17 protein-coding genes are annotated in these 15,713 nt (G+C 63.2%); 9 read left to right on the top strand and 8 right to left on the bottom strand.

The window, feature by feature from the left end:
* Window positions 1-84 precede the first annotated feature (84 nt).
* Window positions 85-690, top strand: a complete 606-nt coding sequence (locus tag D8W71_RS24210; protein ID WP_121117303.1) for a TetR/AcrR family transcriptional regulator — start codon at window positions 85-87, stop codon at window positions 688-690.
* Window positions 687-2,228, top strand: a complete 1,542-nt coding sequence (locus D8W71_RS24205) for a carboxylesterase/lipase family protein (protein ID WP_121117301.1) — start codon at window positions 687-689, stop codon at window positions 2,226-2,228. The genes D8W71_RS24210 and D8W71_RS24205 overlap by 4 nt, the downstream gene beginning before the upstream one ends.
* Before the next feature lie 77 nt (window positions 2,229-2,305).
* On the opposite strand, the gene D8W71_RS24200 is transcribed toward D8W71_RS24205, so the two are convergent.
* Complete coding sequence (locus D8W71_RS24200; protein WP_121117299.1) at window positions 2,306-3,472, bottom strand: winged helix DNA-binding domain-containing protein; 1,167 nt, start codon at window positions 3,470-3,472, stop codon at window positions 2,306-2,308.
* Between the two features lie 144 nt (window positions 3,473-3,616).
* Here D8W71_RS24200 and D8W71_RS24195 point away from each other — a divergent pair, with 144 nt between their 5' ends.
* Both D8W71_RS24195 and D8W71_RS24190 read left to right on the top strand, forming a co-directional pair.
* Window positions 3,617-3,997, top strand: a complete 381-nt coding sequence (locus D8W71_RS24195) for a helix-turn-helix transcriptional regulator (RefSeq protein ID WP_121119849.1) — start codon at window positions 3,617-3,619, stop codon at window positions 3,995-3,997.
* A gap of 5 nt (window positions 3,998-4,002) precedes the next feature.
* Entirely contained in the window at window positions 4,003-4,698 is a 696-nt protein-coding gene (locus D8W71_RS24190) for a bleomycin resistance protein (RefSeq protein WP_121117297.1), read from the top strand.
* On the opposite strand, the gene D8W71_RS24185 is transcribed toward D8W71_RS24190, so the two are convergent.
* Window positions 4,685-5,221: a YdeI/OmpD-associated family protein gene (locus tag D8W71_RS24185; RefSeq protein WP_121117295.1), complete on the bottom strand. Its 537-nt coding sequence runs from the start codon at window positions 5,219-5,221 to the stop codon at window positions 4,685-4,687. The genes D8W71_RS24190 and D8W71_RS24185 overlap by 14 nt on opposite strands.
* A 112-nt stretch (window positions 5,222-5,333) precedes the next feature.
* Window positions 5,334-6,290: an SDR family NAD(P)-dependent oxidoreductase gene (locus tag D8W71_RS24180; RefSeq protein ID WP_121119847.1), complete on the bottom strand. Its 957-nt coding sequence runs from the start codon at window positions 6,288-6,290 to the stop codon at window positions 5,334-5,336.
* 35 nt (window positions 6,291-6,325) lie between these two features.
* Here D8W71_RS24180 and D8W71_RS24175 point away from each other — a divergent pair, with 35 nt between their 5' ends.
* The 4 genes from D8W71_RS24175 (at window position 6,326) to D8W71_RS24160 (ending at window position 10,177) form a co-directional block, all read left to right on the top strand.
* On the top strand, window positions 6,326-8,212 hold the full coding sequence (locus tag D8W71_RS24175) for an alpha-amylase family protein (protein WP_121117293.1): 1,887 nt from the start codon (window positions 6,326-6,328) through the stop codon (window positions 8,210-8,212).
* 87 nt (window positions 8,213-8,299) lie between these two features.
* A complete protein-coding gene (locus D8W71_RS24170; protein WP_121117290.1) occupies window positions 8,300-9,253 on the top strand; it encodes an alpha/beta hydrolase in 954 nt (317 codons plus the stop codon).
* An 83-nt stretch (window positions 9,254-9,336) separates the two neighbouring features.
* Entirely contained in the window at window positions 9,337-9,702 is a 366-nt protein-coding gene (locus D8W71_RS24165) for a VOC family protein (RefSeq protein ID WP_121117288.1), read from the top strand.
* Between the two features lie 13 nt (window positions 9,703-9,715).
* Complete coding sequence (locus D8W71_RS24160) at window positions 9,716-10,177, top strand: SRPBCC family protein (protein ID WP_121117286.1); 462 nt, start codon at window positions 9,716-9,718, stop codon at window positions 10,175-10,177.
* A 24-nt stretch (window positions 10,178-10,201) separates the two neighbouring features.
* Here the strand turns inward: D8W71_RS24160 and D8W71_RS24155 are convergent, their stop codons facing one another.
* From D8W71_RS24155 to D8W71_RS24135, 5 genes are all read right to left on the bottom strand, one after another.
* Window positions 10,202-11,056 carry a PE-PPE domain-containing protein gene (locus D8W71_RS24155; RefSeq protein WP_121117284.1) on the bottom strand — a complete coding sequence of 285 codons (855 nt, stop codon included), beginning with the start codon at window positions 11,054-11,056 and terminating at the stop codon, window positions 10,202-10,204.
* A 60-nt stretch (window positions 11,057-11,116) separates the two neighbouring features.
* Window positions 11,117-11,746, bottom strand: a complete 630-nt coding sequence (locus tag D8W71_RS24150) for a GPR1/FUN34/YaaH family transporter (protein ID WP_121117282.1) — start codon at window positions 11,744-11,746, stop codon at window positions 11,117-11,119.
* 87 nt (window positions 11,747-11,833) lie between these two features.
* The gene (locus D8W71_RS24145; protein ID WP_121117280.1) at window positions 11,834-13,144 is read right to left on the bottom strand and encodes a WS/DGAT domain-containing protein; all 1,311 of its coding nucleotides are present in this window, start codon (window positions 13,142-13,144) and stop codon (window positions 11,834-11,836) included.
* A gap of 50 nt (window positions 13,145-13,194) precedes the next feature.
* The gene (locus D8W71_RS24140) at window positions 13,195-13,953 is read right to left on the bottom strand and encodes a hypothetical protein (protein WP_121117278.1); all 759 of its coding nucleotides are present in this window, start codon (window positions 13,951-13,953) and stop codon (window positions 13,195-13,197) included.
* Window positions 13,954-14,075: 122 nt separating this feature from the next.
* Entirely contained in the window at window positions 14,076-14,654 is a 579-nt protein-coding gene (locus D8W71_RS24135; protein WP_121117276.1) for a TerD family protein, read from the bottom strand.
* Between the two features lie 175 nt (window positions 14,655-14,829).
* Between D8W71_RS24135 and D8W71_RS24130 the strand changes: the two genes are divergently transcribed.
* Window positions 14,830-15,549, top strand: a complete 720-nt coding sequence (locus D8W71_RS24130) for a DUF1906 domain-containing protein (protein WP_121117274.1) — start codon at window positions 14,830-14,832, stop codon at window positions 15,547-15,549.
* Window positions 15,550-15,713: the final 164 nt, after the last annotated feature.

Genomic DNA, 15,713 nt, shown 5'->3' with positions numbered 1-15,713 from the left:
AACCCGCACAGCTCGGGGGTAAATTTCTGCCTCAACATTTCCCACCCCTGGGAAAAATTGCCCAACGCTGATAGCGTCGAGACCATGCCGTCACCACGAGTGGAACGTGAGACGCCGACGTTCATTCAGTCGGCTCGCCGTGCCCAGCTGGTGGGGGTGGCCATCGAGGTAATCGCCGAACTCGGCGCCGAACGGGCGTCGCTCGGCAAGGTTGCCGAACGTGCAGGTGTCAGTCGGGGAGTGATCGGTTACCACTTCGGCAGCCGGGACGACCTACTCGACGCGGTGATTGCCGAGGTCTACGCCGTCGGTGCGCGCGAGGTCGGCCCGGGCGTCGCGGAGGCCGCATCACCGTCGGAGTCGCTGTCTGCGTTCGTTTCCGGCAGCATCACTTTCTACGCGAAATTCCCACACCACATGCAAGCGTTGACGGCGATCTTCGCGTCGGGTCATCGACCGCGCGTCGATCGGGGTGAGCATGCAGCCGAATTGCTGGAGCTCGATTCGATACTTCAGCGCGGAATCGACGCCGGCCATTTCCGGCCGATGGACACCACTCTCATGGCGTCGGTTATCCGCGCAGTTCTCGATGTTGCCGTCAAAGAAATTGCTGCAGGCCGTGATTCGCGATCGATCACCGAGGAAGTGCACCACACCGTTCTGGCTGCAACTCGACGGGAGAACTCATGAAAAAGATCGTGTCAGCTCTGGCGTGCCTGCTGCTTGTCGCCGCGTGCTCGACCGACACCACACCAGAACCATCCCTCGATATCGACACCACCACGGGCACACTGCACGGCAAGACCGTCGGCGAGACGCGTCAGTTTCTCGGGATCCGTTACGCAGAGCCCCCGGTGGGCGAGCTCAGATGGGCCCTCCCGCAGCCGGTCGCCGACACCGACGAGACTCTCGACGCCACTGAGCCTGGCGCAGCGTGCCCGCAGGCTCCGTCCGTCGGTGACATGAACGAGGATTGCTTGTTTCTCAACGTCACAGCACCTCGGTCGCCGTCCTCGGAGCCCCTGCCAGTCGTCGTCTGGTGGCATGGCGGCGGTTACACCAGTGGAGCTGGATCCGGTTACGATGCACAGCGCTTCGCCGAACAAGGCAACGTCATCGTCGTGACGGTCAATTACCGGCTAGGCATGTTCGGATATCTGGGACTCCCAGGCCTCGAAGGATCGGGCAACTTCGGTCTAGCCGACCAGCTGCTGGCGTTGAAGTGGGCGAACGACAATGCCGCAGCATTCGGTGGGGACGCGGACAACGTGACCGTCATGGGGGAGTCGGCTGGGGGTATGTCCGCGTGTGCTGCACTGGAATCGCCCGAAGCGCAGGGGCTGATGGACAAGGCTGTAATCATGTCGGGATCGTGCATGATCGACTGGCCCGCGGGAACGCTCTATCCGGGTCTACCCGAGATGACACCGTACGTACCCCTTGCCGAGAGCGAGGAGAACGGCGTGGCCATCGCGGCAGCCCTGAATTGCGCGGACGATCGACTTGGTTGCCTGCGTGCGCTGCCGGTAGATGTTCTCGTCGGACAAGGTTCGTCCTTCGGCAACGGCCTTGCCTACGGCACCGACCTCGTCCCGCGGAACCCCGCCGAGGCGCTGGCCGACGGCAATGTCCTGAAGATTCCGGTGATCACCGGGGGCAACGCCGACGAGCATCGCTCCTTTGTCGGTGGTGCGCTACTGGCGGATCCCAGCGCTGTCAGCGACTCGAACTACTCATCCCTCATCCAGCAGGCATTCGGATCCAGAGCGCCCGAGGTCGAACAACGTTATCCGAGAGGGAATTTCGCCAGCCCTCCTCTTGCCTGGTCGGCACTGGTTACCGATGCTGCATGGTCCTGCCCGACGCTCAGGGGCGCGAGCGACCTGGCGAAGAATGCCGACGTCTGGTCCTACGAGTTCGCTGACGAAACGGCGCCTGACGTCAGTGGCGTGTCCGCCTCCGGAGTTCCGCAAGGTGCAGCTCATGCGACCGATTTGGCGTACACCTTCGACCTGCAAGGCAATGATCTTACGACCGGTCCGGGTCAGAAGGAATTGTCGGAGAAAATGATCCAGGCTTGGTCGAGCTTTGCGCACACAGGAAGCCCCGGTGACGGTTGGCCCCGCACGACGGACGATACCGGTCCGGTGCTCGAGTTCGGCAACCCCGTCACCGAAGTAGGTGACTACTTCGACGCTCACCAGTGCGGCTTCTGGAACGCCCAGTAGGGACGGATTTACCCCCCCAGTTGTGCGCTGAACAGCCTCGAAGCCGCACAACTAGGGGGTAAATGCGCCAGCCGAAGCTACTTCTTGCCCCGCAACTTCTTCTCCAACGGCGTCGGGAACGTCGGGACGATGGCAGCTCCGTCCAGCAAGTCGGTGATCCGCCCGGCCTCAGCCGCGACTTCCGAAGCGTGAGATCCGATGTCCTCGAACAGCTCCGTGGCTACTTCGCCTGCTGGAGTAACGGCCCATCCGCCGACGATGCGGCCGTCGACCCAGATTGTGGGGCCGATGTTGCCGAACGTGTCGAAGAGTGGAGCCTTGTAGTCCCCGAGGTACCAGTCGCGCTGCTTCCACCCCATCGGCGTTGGATCCAGGGCGGGCAGCAACATGACACCAGCCGCGTCATCGCCGAACGAGGTGCCGGTCAGCATCACTCCATCTCCCGCCTCCAGTTCGACGTCGACGGTGTCCAGACCCGACAGCGCCCCGCGCGTCTGAGTCTTGTTCCACCCCGTCCACCATTGGACGTCGTCGAACGTCGCAGGACCGAATGCCTCGAGCCACCGTCGCACCAATTCTCGGCGGCTCTCGGCCTCGTCGACGACGGGAATACCGCCCGGCCACCATTGTTCGATCGGCGCCCACGCATGCCGACGCGACGTCCACGCCCCGCGGGGTTCGACGCGCACCATCTTTCCCTCGGCAGCCATCATCACCAACACCTCCGACGTGACGTATCGCTTGACGTCGTAGGCCTTGTCGGTCGTCGGCAGAATGGCAGTTTTCAGCAACGGAACGGCAGCAGACAGCTCTGCGCCCGTTGCTGTTCCGACGGTTCGCAGTCGTTCCTCCGTGCTCGACTCCACCTCGGCGAGCCACGTGTCGACGTTCTTCACCTCGGGCTCGGTAGGCAGGGTCGAGACCTGCTTCTTCAGTCGTGCGCGCATGGTCTTGGCAACCCCGAGGCTCGCAGCAGCATGTACGACGGGTACGTCGTCGTGAGCGAGGACGAACAGCGTCCGGCGCATCGCCATCAGTCGCACGAGCGAACGCCTGTCGTACATGGCCGCGCGCACATCCTCGACCGTCAGCGATCGAGCGCGCGCGAGAACCGACAGATACACCGTGGCCGGGTCGGTCGCGTGCAGCGCCAGCACCGACTTCACGACGTCCTCGGGCTTGGAGACATCGGCGAACTGACGTCCGACGAGCCGTGCCCGCCGCTGCGCATCGGTGATCTTCACGCCAACAGTGTGCCCGAGAACGACAGTGCGCCGAGGACCTGGCCAATACGGCACGGTCGTGGAACGATTACCCGCGTGGCCGGCGAACCGATCTCTGCGGAACGACGCAAGGATCTGGTGCGCCTGCGACGAGTGCGCGACCGGATGGATCGCGAGTACGCCGAGCCGCTCGACGTCGAAGCGCTGGCACGCGGGATCAATGTGTCCGCCGGCTACCTGAGTCGACAGTTCAAGTTGGCGTACGGTGAATCGCCGTACTCGTACTTGATGACTCGCAGAATCGAACGCGCGATGGCGTTGCTTCGCCGCGGCGACATGAGCGTCACCGACGTGTGTTTCGAAGTAGGCTGCAGCTCGCTCGGCACGTTCAGTACCCGTTTCACCGAACTGGTCGGGATGCCGCCGAGCGCGTACAAGAAGCAAGCAACAGGTGACACCGCCGGCATCCCGTCGTGCGTGGTCAAACAGGTGACGAGACCGATCAGGAATCGAGAAGCACAGACCCGCGCACCCCAACTAACCTGACCGGCATGACACTATCGCTCGACGCAATCGTCCTCGGCGCGCAGGATCCACAGGGTGCACGCACGTTCTACGATTCGGCACTGGCGCCGGCTGCCGGAAAAGTTCGACCGGACGAGTTCGACGAGAATCCGTCGGGCTTTCAGGGGTACACGGTGTCTTACATCGTTGCGCAGCCGACCGAGGTCCAGACGGTGCTCGACGCCGCAGCCGCTGCCGGGGCAACGATCGTCAAACCAGGCAAGAAGATGTTGTTCGGGGCGTTCTCGGGTGCGTTCCAGGCTCCCGACGGCTCGGTGTGGAAGGTTGCTGCGCCGACGAAGAAGGACACCGGACCCGCTGCTGCGCAACCGATTCCAACCGAGGTCGCTGCTCTGCTCGGCGTCGAGTCACCCAAGGAATCGAAAGTCTTCTACGAAAAACTGGGATTGACGACCGACCGCGACTACGGCAACAAGTACATCGATTTCGCGCCCGTCGACGGTTCTGCGCGACTGGGTTTGATGACTCGCAAGGCGCTGGCGAAGGACGCAGGCGTCGACGACGGAACTCCCGGACCGAGAAATCTCGTCCTCGAACACCGAGCCGTCTCCCGCGAGGCCGCCGACACCGTTCTCGCCGCGGCCAAGGCGGCGGGCGCGACGGTGTCCGGGGATCGCTTCACCGATCCCGACGGGTACGTCTGGCGGATCATCGCTGGTTAGCCGCGGCGCGGTCGACGGCCCGAGCGATGCGACGACTTCTGGTCTCCGGGCGCTTGGCCGTCGACACCGATTCGAGAATCAACCGTCGCGAGGATGGCGACAACTTCTCGAAGTTGCTGCGTGCCAACGGGTTGGCGGCGAGCGCTGCGTCCAGGTCGGCGGGAACGCGCGTATCGATCTCCCAGGTCCCTTCGGCTTGTGCGCGGTTAATCAGGTCCATCCCGGCCTGCGTCATCTGACCAGTCGAGATCATCCGGTGCGCGCGTTCCCGGTTGAGGGCGCTCCACCCACTGCGAATCCTGCGGGGCGAGAATCGCAATTGAGAACTGCGTTCGTCTCGGCTCCGATGCAGTCCGTCGATCCAGCCGAAGCACAGCGCCTGCTCGATGGCCTCGCTGTATCGGGGACTGTCCACCCCACTGCCCTTGTGTCCGATGACGAGCCAGACCTCCGGACTCGAAGAATGGTTCTCCGCGAGCCATTGACGCCACTGATCCACTGTTCCGACCTCGATGATGTTCATGCACTCATCATCGAACTCAAAGTGCTCACCTAGTGAGCACTTCATTTGCCGACGAGTTATTTGTTTGCCGACCATGCCCGGTCGGCAAATGATTATCTCGTCGGCAAACGTTCTACAGCTCGATCCCCGTCGCCTCGACCACCGTCGACCACAAGGCCTCGCGAGCTTCGGGAGAGTCCTTGCGCCACGACGGATAGTGAGTCGGCCGAATGGCGCGGTCGTGCCAGAATTTCCCGGTGCTCGTCAGAGCCTCGTCGCCCGCGACCAGCCAGACGATGGTGTCGGCGCCCTGAGCCGCAGTCCGCAGAAGAGGCTTCATGACGGTGCCGAACGCTGGAATCGATTCGGTCACGCCGGGGGTCGCGGCCCAGCCGGGATGCATGCTGTGCACGACCGGATCGTGTTCGTCGACGAGCTTGCCCGCGAGTTGCTCGGCCAGCACCACCTGCATGCGTTTGGTCCGCGCGTAGGCGGTCATTCCCGAGTACTTGCCGTCGGCGAACTCGAAATCCTGGGTCTGCAGCGGAACCGGATACATGCCGCCGCTCGATACGAAGACGACGCGGGATCCGGCGTCGAACAGTTCCCGGAGACCGACCGTCAACGCGACGGGGCCGAGAACATGCGTGGCGAACGCTGCCTCGTGATCCTGCGCGGTGAGCGTCCGCTCGGGTGGCATGACGCCTGCACAGTGAACGAGAGCGTGAAGTCCGGTGAGTTCCGAGGTCAACGTCGTCACCAAGGACGCCACCGAATCGAGGTCGCTGACATCGCAACGATGTACGACGACGGATCCCGCGGCCGCCGATCGAATGGTCCCGGCCGAGGCCTCCAAGCGCTCGGTGGATCGGCCCACGAGATGCACCCGAGCGCCCAGTTTCGCGAGCGAGGTCGCGGTCGCCGCGCCCAGGCCCGAGCTACCGCCGGTGACGACGACATCGATGGGTTCGGGAAACGGAGCGGGGTCCGCGCCCCAGAACCTGCTGCGGACGGCGGACCCGATGCGCGAGTAACCGGGTACGACGGCTCGGTCGAGGAGAGTATCGAGGATGCGCGTCACGGAGGTCATGGGTCCTTGGTACCCCGCCATGCCATGATGCACGCATGGCTCTTCCCGAGGCGGCGCGCGACATCCTTTCCGAACTGCCCGAGCACCGCCGGACCAGCTTCGAGCTCCGCCTCGAGCAGTGGTGGCCGGACCTGCACGACGCCGTCACCGCGTTGTACGACGACCCGGACGAGGTGGCGGCAGGACTCACCTCGCTCGCCGCTAGCGCGTTCGCGGAACGGGCCGAAGATCTTCATCTTCTCGACGAGCGCCGACTGCTCGAGCCCGACTGGTTCCAGCGACCGGACATGTTCGGCTACGCGTGCTACGTCGACCGCTACGCTGCCACGCTGAAGGGGCTGGGGGAGCGGCTCGATCATCTCACCGATCTGGGCGTCACCTACCTGCATCTGATGCCGCTGTTGAAGCCGCGCCCCGGCGACAACGACGGCGGATATGCCGTCATGGACTTCGGCGTCGTCAGGCCGGATCTGGGTACCACCGAAGATCTCCGCGACCTCGCAACGACCCTGCGAAGCCGAGGAATCAGTCCGGTGGTCGATCTGGTTCTCAATCATGTTGCTCGCGAGCATGAATGGGCCGAAAAGGCGCGTGCGGGTGATGCGCGCTATCGCGACTACTTCCACATCTATCCCAGCCGTGATACTCCCGACGCCTACGAGCGCACCCTTCCGGAGGTGTTTCCCGACTTCGCCCCGGGGAGCTTCACCCTCGACCCCGAGTTGAACGAATGGGTGTGGACGACGTTCAACGAGTGGCAGTGGGACCTGAACTGGTCGAATCCGTCGGTGCTGCTCGAATTCGCCGAAATAGTGATGAATTTGGCGAACCTGGGAATCGAAGTGCTTCGGCTCGATGCCATCGCCTTCCTGTGGAAGCGGATCGGCACCAATTGCCAGAACCAGCCCGAGGTGCATGCGATCACCCAGGCTTTGCGCACCGCGTGCAGGCTGGCGGCACCTGCGACGTTGTTCAAGGCCGAGGCAATCGTCGGACCGCGAGATCTCATGCCGTACCTGGGAATAGGGCGGCATACGGGCAGGGTCTCCGATATCGCCTACCACAATTCGCTGATGGTCCAGATCTGGTCCATGTTGGCGTCGGGCAGCACGGATCTCGCGCGGCACGCGTTGGCAGCTCTGCCGCCCACCCCGCCGAGTGGTACGTGGGTGACCTATGTGCGCTGTCACGATGACATCGGGTGGGCCATCGACGACGACGACGCTGCTTCGCGTGGTCTCACCGGCGTCGGGCATCGGCATTTTCTCGCCGATTGGTACTCCGGTGAATTCGACGGATCCTGGTCCGAAGGTGTTGTCTTCCAACACAACAAGGACACCGGTGACCGACGGATCAGTGGGACCGCAGCCGCGCTGAGTGGGCTCGGCCCGTCCAGGAAGGACCCCGAACGCGGGTTCGCACGAATTTTTCTCGCGCACGCCATCGTCTCGGCGTGGGGCGGAATTCCCGTGGTGTGGAGCGGCGACGAAATCGGTTCACCGGGTGACCCCGACTGGGCGAGCGAACCCGGGCATGCCGAGGACAACCGGTGGATTCATCGGCCTCGTGTGACCGACGACGATCGCGCGAAGCGCTTCGAGCGCGGTAGCGACGCACAGCGGGTGTTCGACGGCATCGCTCATATCGCGAGGGTGCGAAAGGGGCTTCCGATGCTCCATTCCGAGGCACCTGTTCGAGTTCTGACCGATTCGGACGACGGCCTCCTCGTATTGCAACGCCGACATCCGAGCGGAACGTTCGTCGGCGTCTTCAACGTCACCGCCGATACCAGGCCCCTGGCGCGCGCCGTGCTGTTCGAACTCGGGCTGACCGACCCGCGTGAGGTGCTCTCGGGGCACGAACTCGTCGATCGCGACGGGACTCTCTGGGTCCCTCCGTACGCGGCGTGGTGGGCGATCTGAGAATCGCGGATCAGCACGAGCGTTATTTCCCTGTTACCCTGCTCCCCGAAGGTCAGTCAAGTTTGTAAAGACGATAGGGATTCCTTGATGTTTTCTCGTGCCCGCAGCCTTGTGCTTGGACTCGTGACCATGTTGATCGCTGCGTTCGCTGCCGTTTCTCTCGGCACCGGCGTCGCTCAAGCCGACACGGCTCTGATCTACGTTCACTCCGATGCGATGAACAAGGACATCCCCGTCAAGGTGCTCAAGGCAGCAGGCGAGGGCCCGGCCCCGACGATCTACCTGCTCGACGGTCTGCGCGCACCGGACAACGACAACGGTTGGCTCATCGAAACCGACGTCGTGCAGTTCTTCGCGGACAAGCACGTCAACGTGGTCATTCCGTTCGGCGGCGGTGGAACGTTCTACACCGACTGGGAGCGTCCCGACCCCAAGCTCGGCGTCGTCAAGTGGGAAACATTCCTCACGCAGGAACTCCCGCCCGTCATGTCCGACCAGTTCGGCAGCGACGGCGTCAACAACGCAGTTGCAGGCCTGTCGATGAGCGGAACTTCTGCGCTCAACCTGGCCGCACACCACCCCGACTTCTACAAGGCCGTGGCGTCGTTCAGCGGTTACCCGTCGGCGAGCAGCCCCGGATACGCCCAGGGAATCCAGGTTTCCGTCGGCGAAATGGGTGGCAACGCTCGCAACATGTGGGGCGCATGGCCGTCTGCATCGTGGCTCGCCAACGACCCGCTGCTCAACGTCGGCGCACTCCGCAACACATCGGTATTCGTCTCGGCTGGCACCGGTTCGCCGCTGACCGATCCGACCGTCAACCCCGTGAGTGGCAGCTTCGACCCGGTCAAGTTCGCGCAGATGGTTCCCCTCGAGACCGCGTCGGGCCTGTCCAGCCGTGCCTACGTCGCTGCACTGCGTGCCGCAGGCGTCAACCCTGAGGTCCGTATCACCGGCACCGGAACGCACTGGTGGAACTTCTGGGAAGAGCACCTGCACGACGCCTGGTTCTCTACGTTCGCACCCGCGCTGGGGCAGTAGCTTTCCCGAACTTCCAGCATGAATGGCGCATCGCAACTGTTTATCCGTTGCGGTGCGCCATTCTTGCGTTTTAACTGGACGGTATGACTTCGCCCAAGATCGACATGGACTACACAGTGCTCGACTGCCCGGACACCGCGGCACTCGCCGAGTTCTACGGCAAGGTGCTCGGATGGAAGATCGTCAGGTCCGAGGGCGACTGGGCCGTGTTGCAGGGGCCGGGTGAGCTCCGGCTGGCATTCCAGCAGGCGGCCGACTTCGTTCCGCTCGACTGGCCGTCGGACGGAATCAAGATCCATCTCGACTTCGTCGTCGACGACATGGACGCCGCGGAACAGTACGTTCTCGGCCTCGGCGCGACGAAGCTCGAGGGCAACGAAAACCATGCGGGGTTCACGGTCTTCCGTGACCCCGTCGGTCACGTGTTCTGCTTGTGCCGTCGCGACTGACTACTATTCGCCCATGAGCAGCTTCCTGGTCGAACGTAAGACCACCATCGCAGCGTCGCCGGAGAAGATTCACGCGTTGATCGACGATTTCCACAATTGGACACGGTGGTCACCGTGGGAAGATGCCGACCCGAACTTGAAGCGCACCTACACCGGGCCCGATGCCGGTGTAGGTGCGTCGTACGCCTGGTCGGGAAACCGCAAGGCAGGCGCAGGCGCCATGACGATCACCGATTCGAAGCCCGGTCAGATCGTCGTTTTGGATCTGGTGTTCACCAAGCCGTTCAAGGCGAAGAACAAGACCACGTTCACCATCGATCCCGGTCCGAACGGTTCCGAGGTCACCTGGGCGATGACGGGTGAGAACAACTTGCTTTTCACCCTGGTGGGAAAGATCTTCCCGATGGACAAAGTTGTGGGCAAGGATTTCGAGAAGGGACTGGCCCGGCTGAAGGCTCAGGCCGAGAAGGTCTAGGCAACAGGGTTTAGGCAGCAGGGTTCAGGCAGCGAGTTCATAGGTCAGGAACGTGGCCTGAACCTGCAACCACTGGGCGAGAATCTCGCACCCGGTGAGGCCGCTCGCGTCCAGGGGTTCGCTCGCGTAGGCGATGTGTCGGTCGCCGGCAGGGTTCGCGAACCGGTACCGACGCCACGTCATCGAGCGCGGGAGGTATCCGGCCAGTTCCCGGGCTGCTGTGCGGAGCCGACGGACGTCGCGGACCCACTGTCGCGGTGACAGTCGGGTTTTCGCCGCGTTCTGAAAACCGTTGCTGCGCAGAAGAGTCAACAGCTGGCGAAGCCAGATGTTCGGAGTCCGAAACGACATCCACCCGGTGAGGTCCGCGATGTCGCGGATGTAGCTGTCGTCGCTGGCGTTGCAGATCATGTCGTGGGGATGACCGATCCACAGCACCTGGACCGAGGACGGCACAGCTGGACCGATTCCTGCCACGCCGCGGCCGGTGCACCCCGGTACGACGCCTGCAGGTTGCTGGGGATCGGAGATGAGCCCAGCAGCCGACACGGACGGCAGCACCAGTTCCCCCGACGCGATCCGGCCGAGCACCTCACGAACCACCGTGCATCCCTGCGAGTACCCGATCAATGCGACAGGGCCGTCGGTATTCTCGATGGCCGCGACGAGGCGTCGTACTCCGATCTGCGCGCTGTGCTGAAAACTGAGACCACCGATGGCAACGGGACCGTACGACGCTGGATAGCCGACCCACCTAGCGGTGAACCGGCTGTCCAGCGAATCGGTGACCTGGCTGAGCAGACCCGTCACATCGGTGCGGTGATCGTCCGGGTGGGATTCACCCGTGCCTCCCACCGCGAGGACCGTCATCTGCATCATGGGGACCACTCTGGCAGTCGATCCTGAGATGCGTACCCGAACAATTCTGAGAATCGTCTGTCAGGTGAGTACCGGCCGACCCAGCGGAAGCCCGCGACCACCCGTCGAGCGGCTCATCGCGTCGAGGAACAGGTATGCGCCGACGGCGACGAATGCGAACACCAGGTAGCCGCCGATGGATGTCAGCGATGTGCTGGCGTTCGAGGTGCCGAGAAAGACGAAGAACAGCGCGAGATCGATCAGAGCGAACAGAAGGGTGAACGCCAGCGGCAACCGAATGCTCGCCACAGTCAGAAGAACGATCACGACCAGCCAGGTGAGCAGGAACAACTTCTGTGTCTGCACGGCGTCTTCGGCGACGATGCCGTACCAGTTGTTGGTCAGTCCAAGAACGAGAACGGCGTAGCTGAGCCAGAAGCCGGTGAAGATGCCGAACACGCTCGCTACTGCGTTCTGATCGCGGCTCGCCGCCCAGATCGCTGCGACGAGCTGGCCGATTCCGGTTGCCGCAAGAATGATCGGGATCGACGCTCCCGTCGCTGCAGCCGGTACGTACCCCGTCAGGACGAGGCCGAGTGCTATCGATCCCACGAGGAACGTGGGCACGCCGATCAGTGCTGGATCCGCAACGGGAGGAGCCGGATCGACCGTGGCGACGGTGCGCGTAGATGATGGATCTGTAGTTGTCATGGCCGCAAAGCTACGAACATGAATGTGCCGATCGTGTGGTTTCGGACACACCGCCCGCCGAAAACAGGCTCAACGGGCAGGGGACAGCTAGCCGGGGAGTGCTCTCCTGCGCAGTGCATCGGCGACCTCGTCGACGGCGTCGTGTAGCAGCGCTTCGTAGACATCGGGGTCCGGAACAGCGGACTCGGAGGACGTGACGCTCAGGGTCACGGCGTCGCCGATTCCGTGCACTCCGTGCGTGAGGCCCATGACCGGCGAGAGGGCAGGGAATCCTGCGGTGAATCGGACCCGGCCGCCGCCGAGAAACAGGTTGTCGTCGCCGCGCGCGACGGACGAGACGACGGTGTTGCCCGTGACCGCGTCGGGAACGGCCGTGGCGTCGAACTGCCGGATGCCCCAGTGGAGCAGAACCGCGGGCACCATCTCGGTTGCCAGGCTTTGCGCCTCCATGGCGGGATGCTCGGCCCGTGCGCGCCGATCGGCCAGGGAAGCGGCTATCCGCTCGGCGCGTTCCGTGATGTCTGTGGCGACAGGAAAAAGGTCGACGCCTGAATTGCGAAAGTGGTTGCGTGCCTTCCTGGTTCCGGTTTTGGACATAGTGACTTCGGCGCCGAGCGATGCAGGCACGCTGTCACCGAGACGTTCCAAGTAGCGAGCCAGTGCGACCGAGATGGCGGTCGTCGCCCCCACTGTGACGCTGATACCGGGGGCGGTCAATTCGGAACTCTCGCGCACGACGCAGCGAACGGAGGTCGTGCCCGACGGTGCGACGTTCACTCGGGTCAGTGGACGACCTGGCGCTTGCGCGGGTACGGCACCGGATTCGGTGTCCGAGGTCAAGATCTGATCGAGTTCGTGGGCACGCTTGGACCTTCGAACGAATTCTCGTGGGCCGAATCGTCCGCGACCGAGCACGGTCGGCATCCTCTCGCGATGATCGCCGAACAACCTGCGAGCGATGTGCGAAGCGATGCGGCCGTCGCCGAGTGCATGTGAAATCTGCAGCACTGCAACGAGAGCCGGTCCGGTGCAGCGTGGTGCATCGTCGACTGCCTCGAAAAGATGTATGCACCAGGGGGTTTCGCTCTGATCGAGCTGGCGGTCGAAACTCGACGAGATTTCGGCGAGGCATTCCGGCCACGAAGTCCCGCGCCCTCGATCGCGCACGTGCCCGCCGCGGATCCTCATGGGTTTCATGCGCGGGTAACCGAGCGAGAATGGAACCTCGGATATCCGAATCTGCAGGTCTGCGATCGCCTGTGCGTTCTGGATCAGTTCGTCCCGTACGGACGCGGCAGAGGCGTCGGTGTCGAAGCAGTAGAGCAGGAACTGATCGTTCGGGATCTTTGCCGACATCCAGTACGTCTGGGCGTCGGTCGGATGAAGACGTCCGGGCATCGGCCGAGGATATCCCCAGCCGACGCCCGGACGCATGTATCTACCGAGGGTCAGGCTACGTTGACCAAACCGACCGTCGGGAAGAAGAAGCAGCTCTTGTCGCTACCGTCGACAGCCTTGTGGTTCACGGTGCCGAAGACTGCAGCGAGGACGGTGCCGGTTCCGGTCTCGACGGGAACCGCGCGGGCGCCCGCGGCGGGAAGGACGTTCAGCGCCTCGGTCAGGGGGCCCCTGACGAGATCTTTGACTGCGGGCAGAACGTCCAGGTTGTTCAGCACCGAGTCCACCAGCGTGGCTGTCGCACCACCGAAGTCGGCGAATCCGCCCTGGAAGGTGTTGACGTTGAACCACGCAACCTGCATTCCGGACTTGTCACCCGAGTCGTTCACGATGCCGGCAGGCACGAAGGCGAACATTGTTTCGCCCTTCTCCACCGCGTTGAGTGCTGGGAGCCCGGGAATCGGCGCGATGTTCGGCCACGGACCTGCTGCTCCGCCCGCGACGCCCGGCACGATGCCGAGCGGCGCACCCGGTGCCGCAGCGCAGTTGACGGCAGCGGTCGGGTAGAAGAACGGCGTGATTCCGAAGTCGGTCAAGATCTTGTTGACGGCATCGAGGGCTGCGAGCGGGTTTCCGTCCGTCGGCTCGGCAACCTCGGTGCGAGTCGAGGCGATCGCTTCGGCCGCGGCCTGCGACACCGCGTCCACTCCGACGGGGGCCGGATCAGCGGACGCGGTCGCGGGCACGGCGAGAAGGGCGGCGCAGGACAGGGCGACTGTTCCCGCTAAACGGCTGAAGCGACGAGACATGTGTGACTCCTGGGACTCATGAGACCAAAGTTACGAATGTGGTGATAGGACCACAATTCGAACGACATTCTCAAGCCCAGGAGTTCGCGGTTATTCAATCGATATGTCAGATCGACCGAACATCAACTGGCATTGATTCCGTAATCACGAACGATGCCGGCGAGACCGGACGCGTATCCCTGCCCGATTGCCCTGAACTTCCATTCCTGACCGCGGCGATAGAGTTCGCCGAACACCATTGCAGTTTCGGTCGACGCATCCTCGGTGAGGTCGAAACGGGCCAGTTCGCGGCCATCGGCGCGGTCGACTACACGAATGAATGCGTTGATGACCTGGCCGAAGCTCTGTCGAAGTGCATCGGCGTCGTGAATCGAGACCGGGAAGATGATCGAATCGATCTCGGGGGACAGGGCGACCAAGTCGATGTTGATGCTCTCGTCGTCGCCCTCTCCTTCTCCCGTTCGGTTGTCACCGGTGTGCTCGATCGCGCCGTCGGGGGAGCGAAGGTTGTTGTAGAAGACGAAGAACAGGTCGCCCGCGGATTTCTTGTCAGCGCCGAGACCGATTGCGCTCGCGTCGAGGTCGAAATCTCCGCCGGTCGTGTTGCGCACGTCCCAGCCGAGACCGATCGACACGGCAGTGAGGTTGGGGGCTTCTTTGGACAGCGAGACATTGCCGCCCTTGGCCAGGGTGACGCCCATGTGGCTTCTCCTTCTCTCGGGTTGTGCTCTCCACAGTAAGTGGTGAAGAGAGGGGAGGGTGTGACTAGCGGTGCTGAAGTGAATGTGGTGAAATACCGAAACCGAAAAAGTTATCAAGGCTGCCGACCGAAACGTCGGCGACACGCCGAAGTGAACTATCGATGTGGGGATTCACGTGCACGTATCGCGCCGGGACTTGTTCAAATATGCCGCCGTGGGGTCGGCGACCGCGCTCGGGCTTGCGGCGCTGAATTCGACGGTTGCCCACGCGGACGGGTTGGGCACCCTCGTCGATTACTCCGGTGGTGTGCCGTCGCCGGAATCCATCCGCGCTGCAGGTCACCTCGGTGCCGTTCGCTACGTCTCGGACCGCAGGCCAGGCGCCGAATGGATGCTCGGAAAGCCGTTGAAGCGCGGCGAGGCGGACGCCCTCACCGAAGCGGGCCTCGAAGTGGTGTCGAACTATCAGTTCGGCAAGGGCGAAACCTCCGACTGGAAGGGGGGATTCGCGGCAGGCGTCAAGCACGCCAAGCGTGGCCTGGAGCTGCATCGCGCCGCAGGTGGGCCCGAGAACCGGCCCATCTACGCATCCATCGACGACAACCCGACGGCCGTCCAGTTCGCTACCCAGATCGCGCCGTACATCCTGGGCTGGCAGTCGATCGTCGGCGCCGAGAACACCGGAATCTACGCCAATTCGCCGACCATCGAATTGGCTTCGGTCGCGGGCCTCGGTCAGTGGTATTGGCAACACAACTGGGGAACGCCCAAGGGGTTCAGACACCCGAAAGCGCATCTGCATCAGGTGCAGATAGACAAAGGGAAAATCGACGGGATCAGCGTCGACATCAATGTAATTCTCAAAGCCGATTACGGACAATGGTCGTTAGCGTGAATCTGACAGGTGTAGTCACCGATAAATGACATTGGTGTAATTCATCGGGATTGTTGTTCTTTTCTACTGTGCAGAATCAACAGAGACAGCGACACAGCGGTGAGAGCTGCAATTGCGAGCGAGAACACGACGCCTGCGGTGACGAGACCCCAGACGCCATGCCT

Origin of the sequence: Rhodococcus sp. P1Y (assembly GCF_003641205.1) — a bacterium.
In the GTDB taxonomy this organism is placed as follows: domain Bacteria; phylum Actinomycetota; class Actinomycetes; order Mycobacteriales; family Mycobacteriaceae; genus Rhodococcoides.
The sequence above is the reverse complement of the archived record's forward strand: the minus strand, read 5'-3'. Positions and strand labels throughout refer to the sequence as shown.

What these genes read in the sequence shown, in the direction of transcription:
- D8W71_RS24210 (WP_121117303.1), top strand. Translation starts at nt 85, where the DNA reads ATGCCGTCACCACGAGTGGAACGTGAGACGCCGACGTTCATTCAGTCG.
- D8W71_RS24205 (WP_121117301.1), top strand. Translation starts at nt 687, where the DNA reads ATGAAAAAGATCGTGTCAGCTCTGGCGTGCCTGCTGCTTGTCGCCGCG.
- D8W71_RS24195 (WP_121119849.1), top strand. Translation starts at nt 3,617, where the DNA reads ATGGATCGCGAGTACGCCGAGCCGCTCGACGTCGAAGCGCTGGCACGC.
- D8W71_RS24190 (WP_121117297.1), top strand. Translation starts at nt 4,003, where the DNA reads ATGACACTATCGCTCGACGCAATCGTCCTCGGCGCGCAGGATCCACAG.
- D8W71_RS24185 (WP_121117295.1), bottom strand. Translation starts at nt 5,221, where the DNA reads ATGAACATCATCGAGGTCGGAACAGTGGATCAGTGGCGTCAATGGCTC.
- D8W71_RS24180 (WP_121119847.1), bottom strand. Translation starts at nt 6,290, where the DNA reads ATGACCTCCGTGACGCGCATCCTCGATACTCTCCTCGACCGAGCCGTC.
- D8W71_RS24175 (WP_121117293.1), top strand. Translation starts at nt 6,326, where the DNA reads ATGGCTCTTCCCGAGGCGGCGCGCGACATCCTTTCCGAACTGCCCGAG.
- D8W71_RS24170 (WP_121117290.1), top strand. Translation starts at nt 8,300, where the DNA reads ATGTTTTCTCGTGCCCGCAGCCTTGTGCTTGGACTCGTGACCATGTTG.
- D8W71_RS24165 (WP_121117288.1), top strand. Translation starts at nt 9,337, where the DNA reads ATGACTTCGCCCAAGATCGACATGGACTACACAGTGCTCGACTGCCCG.
- D8W71_RS24160 (WP_121117286.1), top strand. Translation starts at nt 9,716, where the DNA reads ATGAGCAGCTTCCTGGTCGAACGTAAGACCACCATCGCAGCGTCGCCG.
- D8W71_RS24155 (WP_121117284.1), bottom strand. Translation starts at nt 11,056, where the DNA reads ATGATGCAGATGACGGTCCTCGCGGTGGGAGGCACGGGTGAATCCCAC.
- D8W71_RS24150 (WP_121117282.1), bottom strand. Translation starts at nt 11,746, where the DNA reads ATGACAACTACAGATCCATCATCTACGCGCACCGTCGCCACGGTCGAT.
- D8W71_RS24145 (WP_121117280.1), bottom strand. Translation starts at nt 13,144, where the DNA reads ATGCCCGGACGTCTTCATCCGACCGACGCCCAGACGTACTGGATGTCG.
- D8W71_RS24140 (WP_121117278.1), bottom strand. Translation starts at nt 13,953, where the DNA reads ATGTCTCGTCGCTTCAGCCGTTTAGCGGGAACAGTCGCCCTGTCCTGC.
- D8W71_RS24135 (WP_121117276.1), bottom strand. Translation starts at nt 14,654, where the DNA reads ATGGGCGTCACCCTGGCCAAGGGCGGCAATGTCTCGCTGTCCAAAGAA.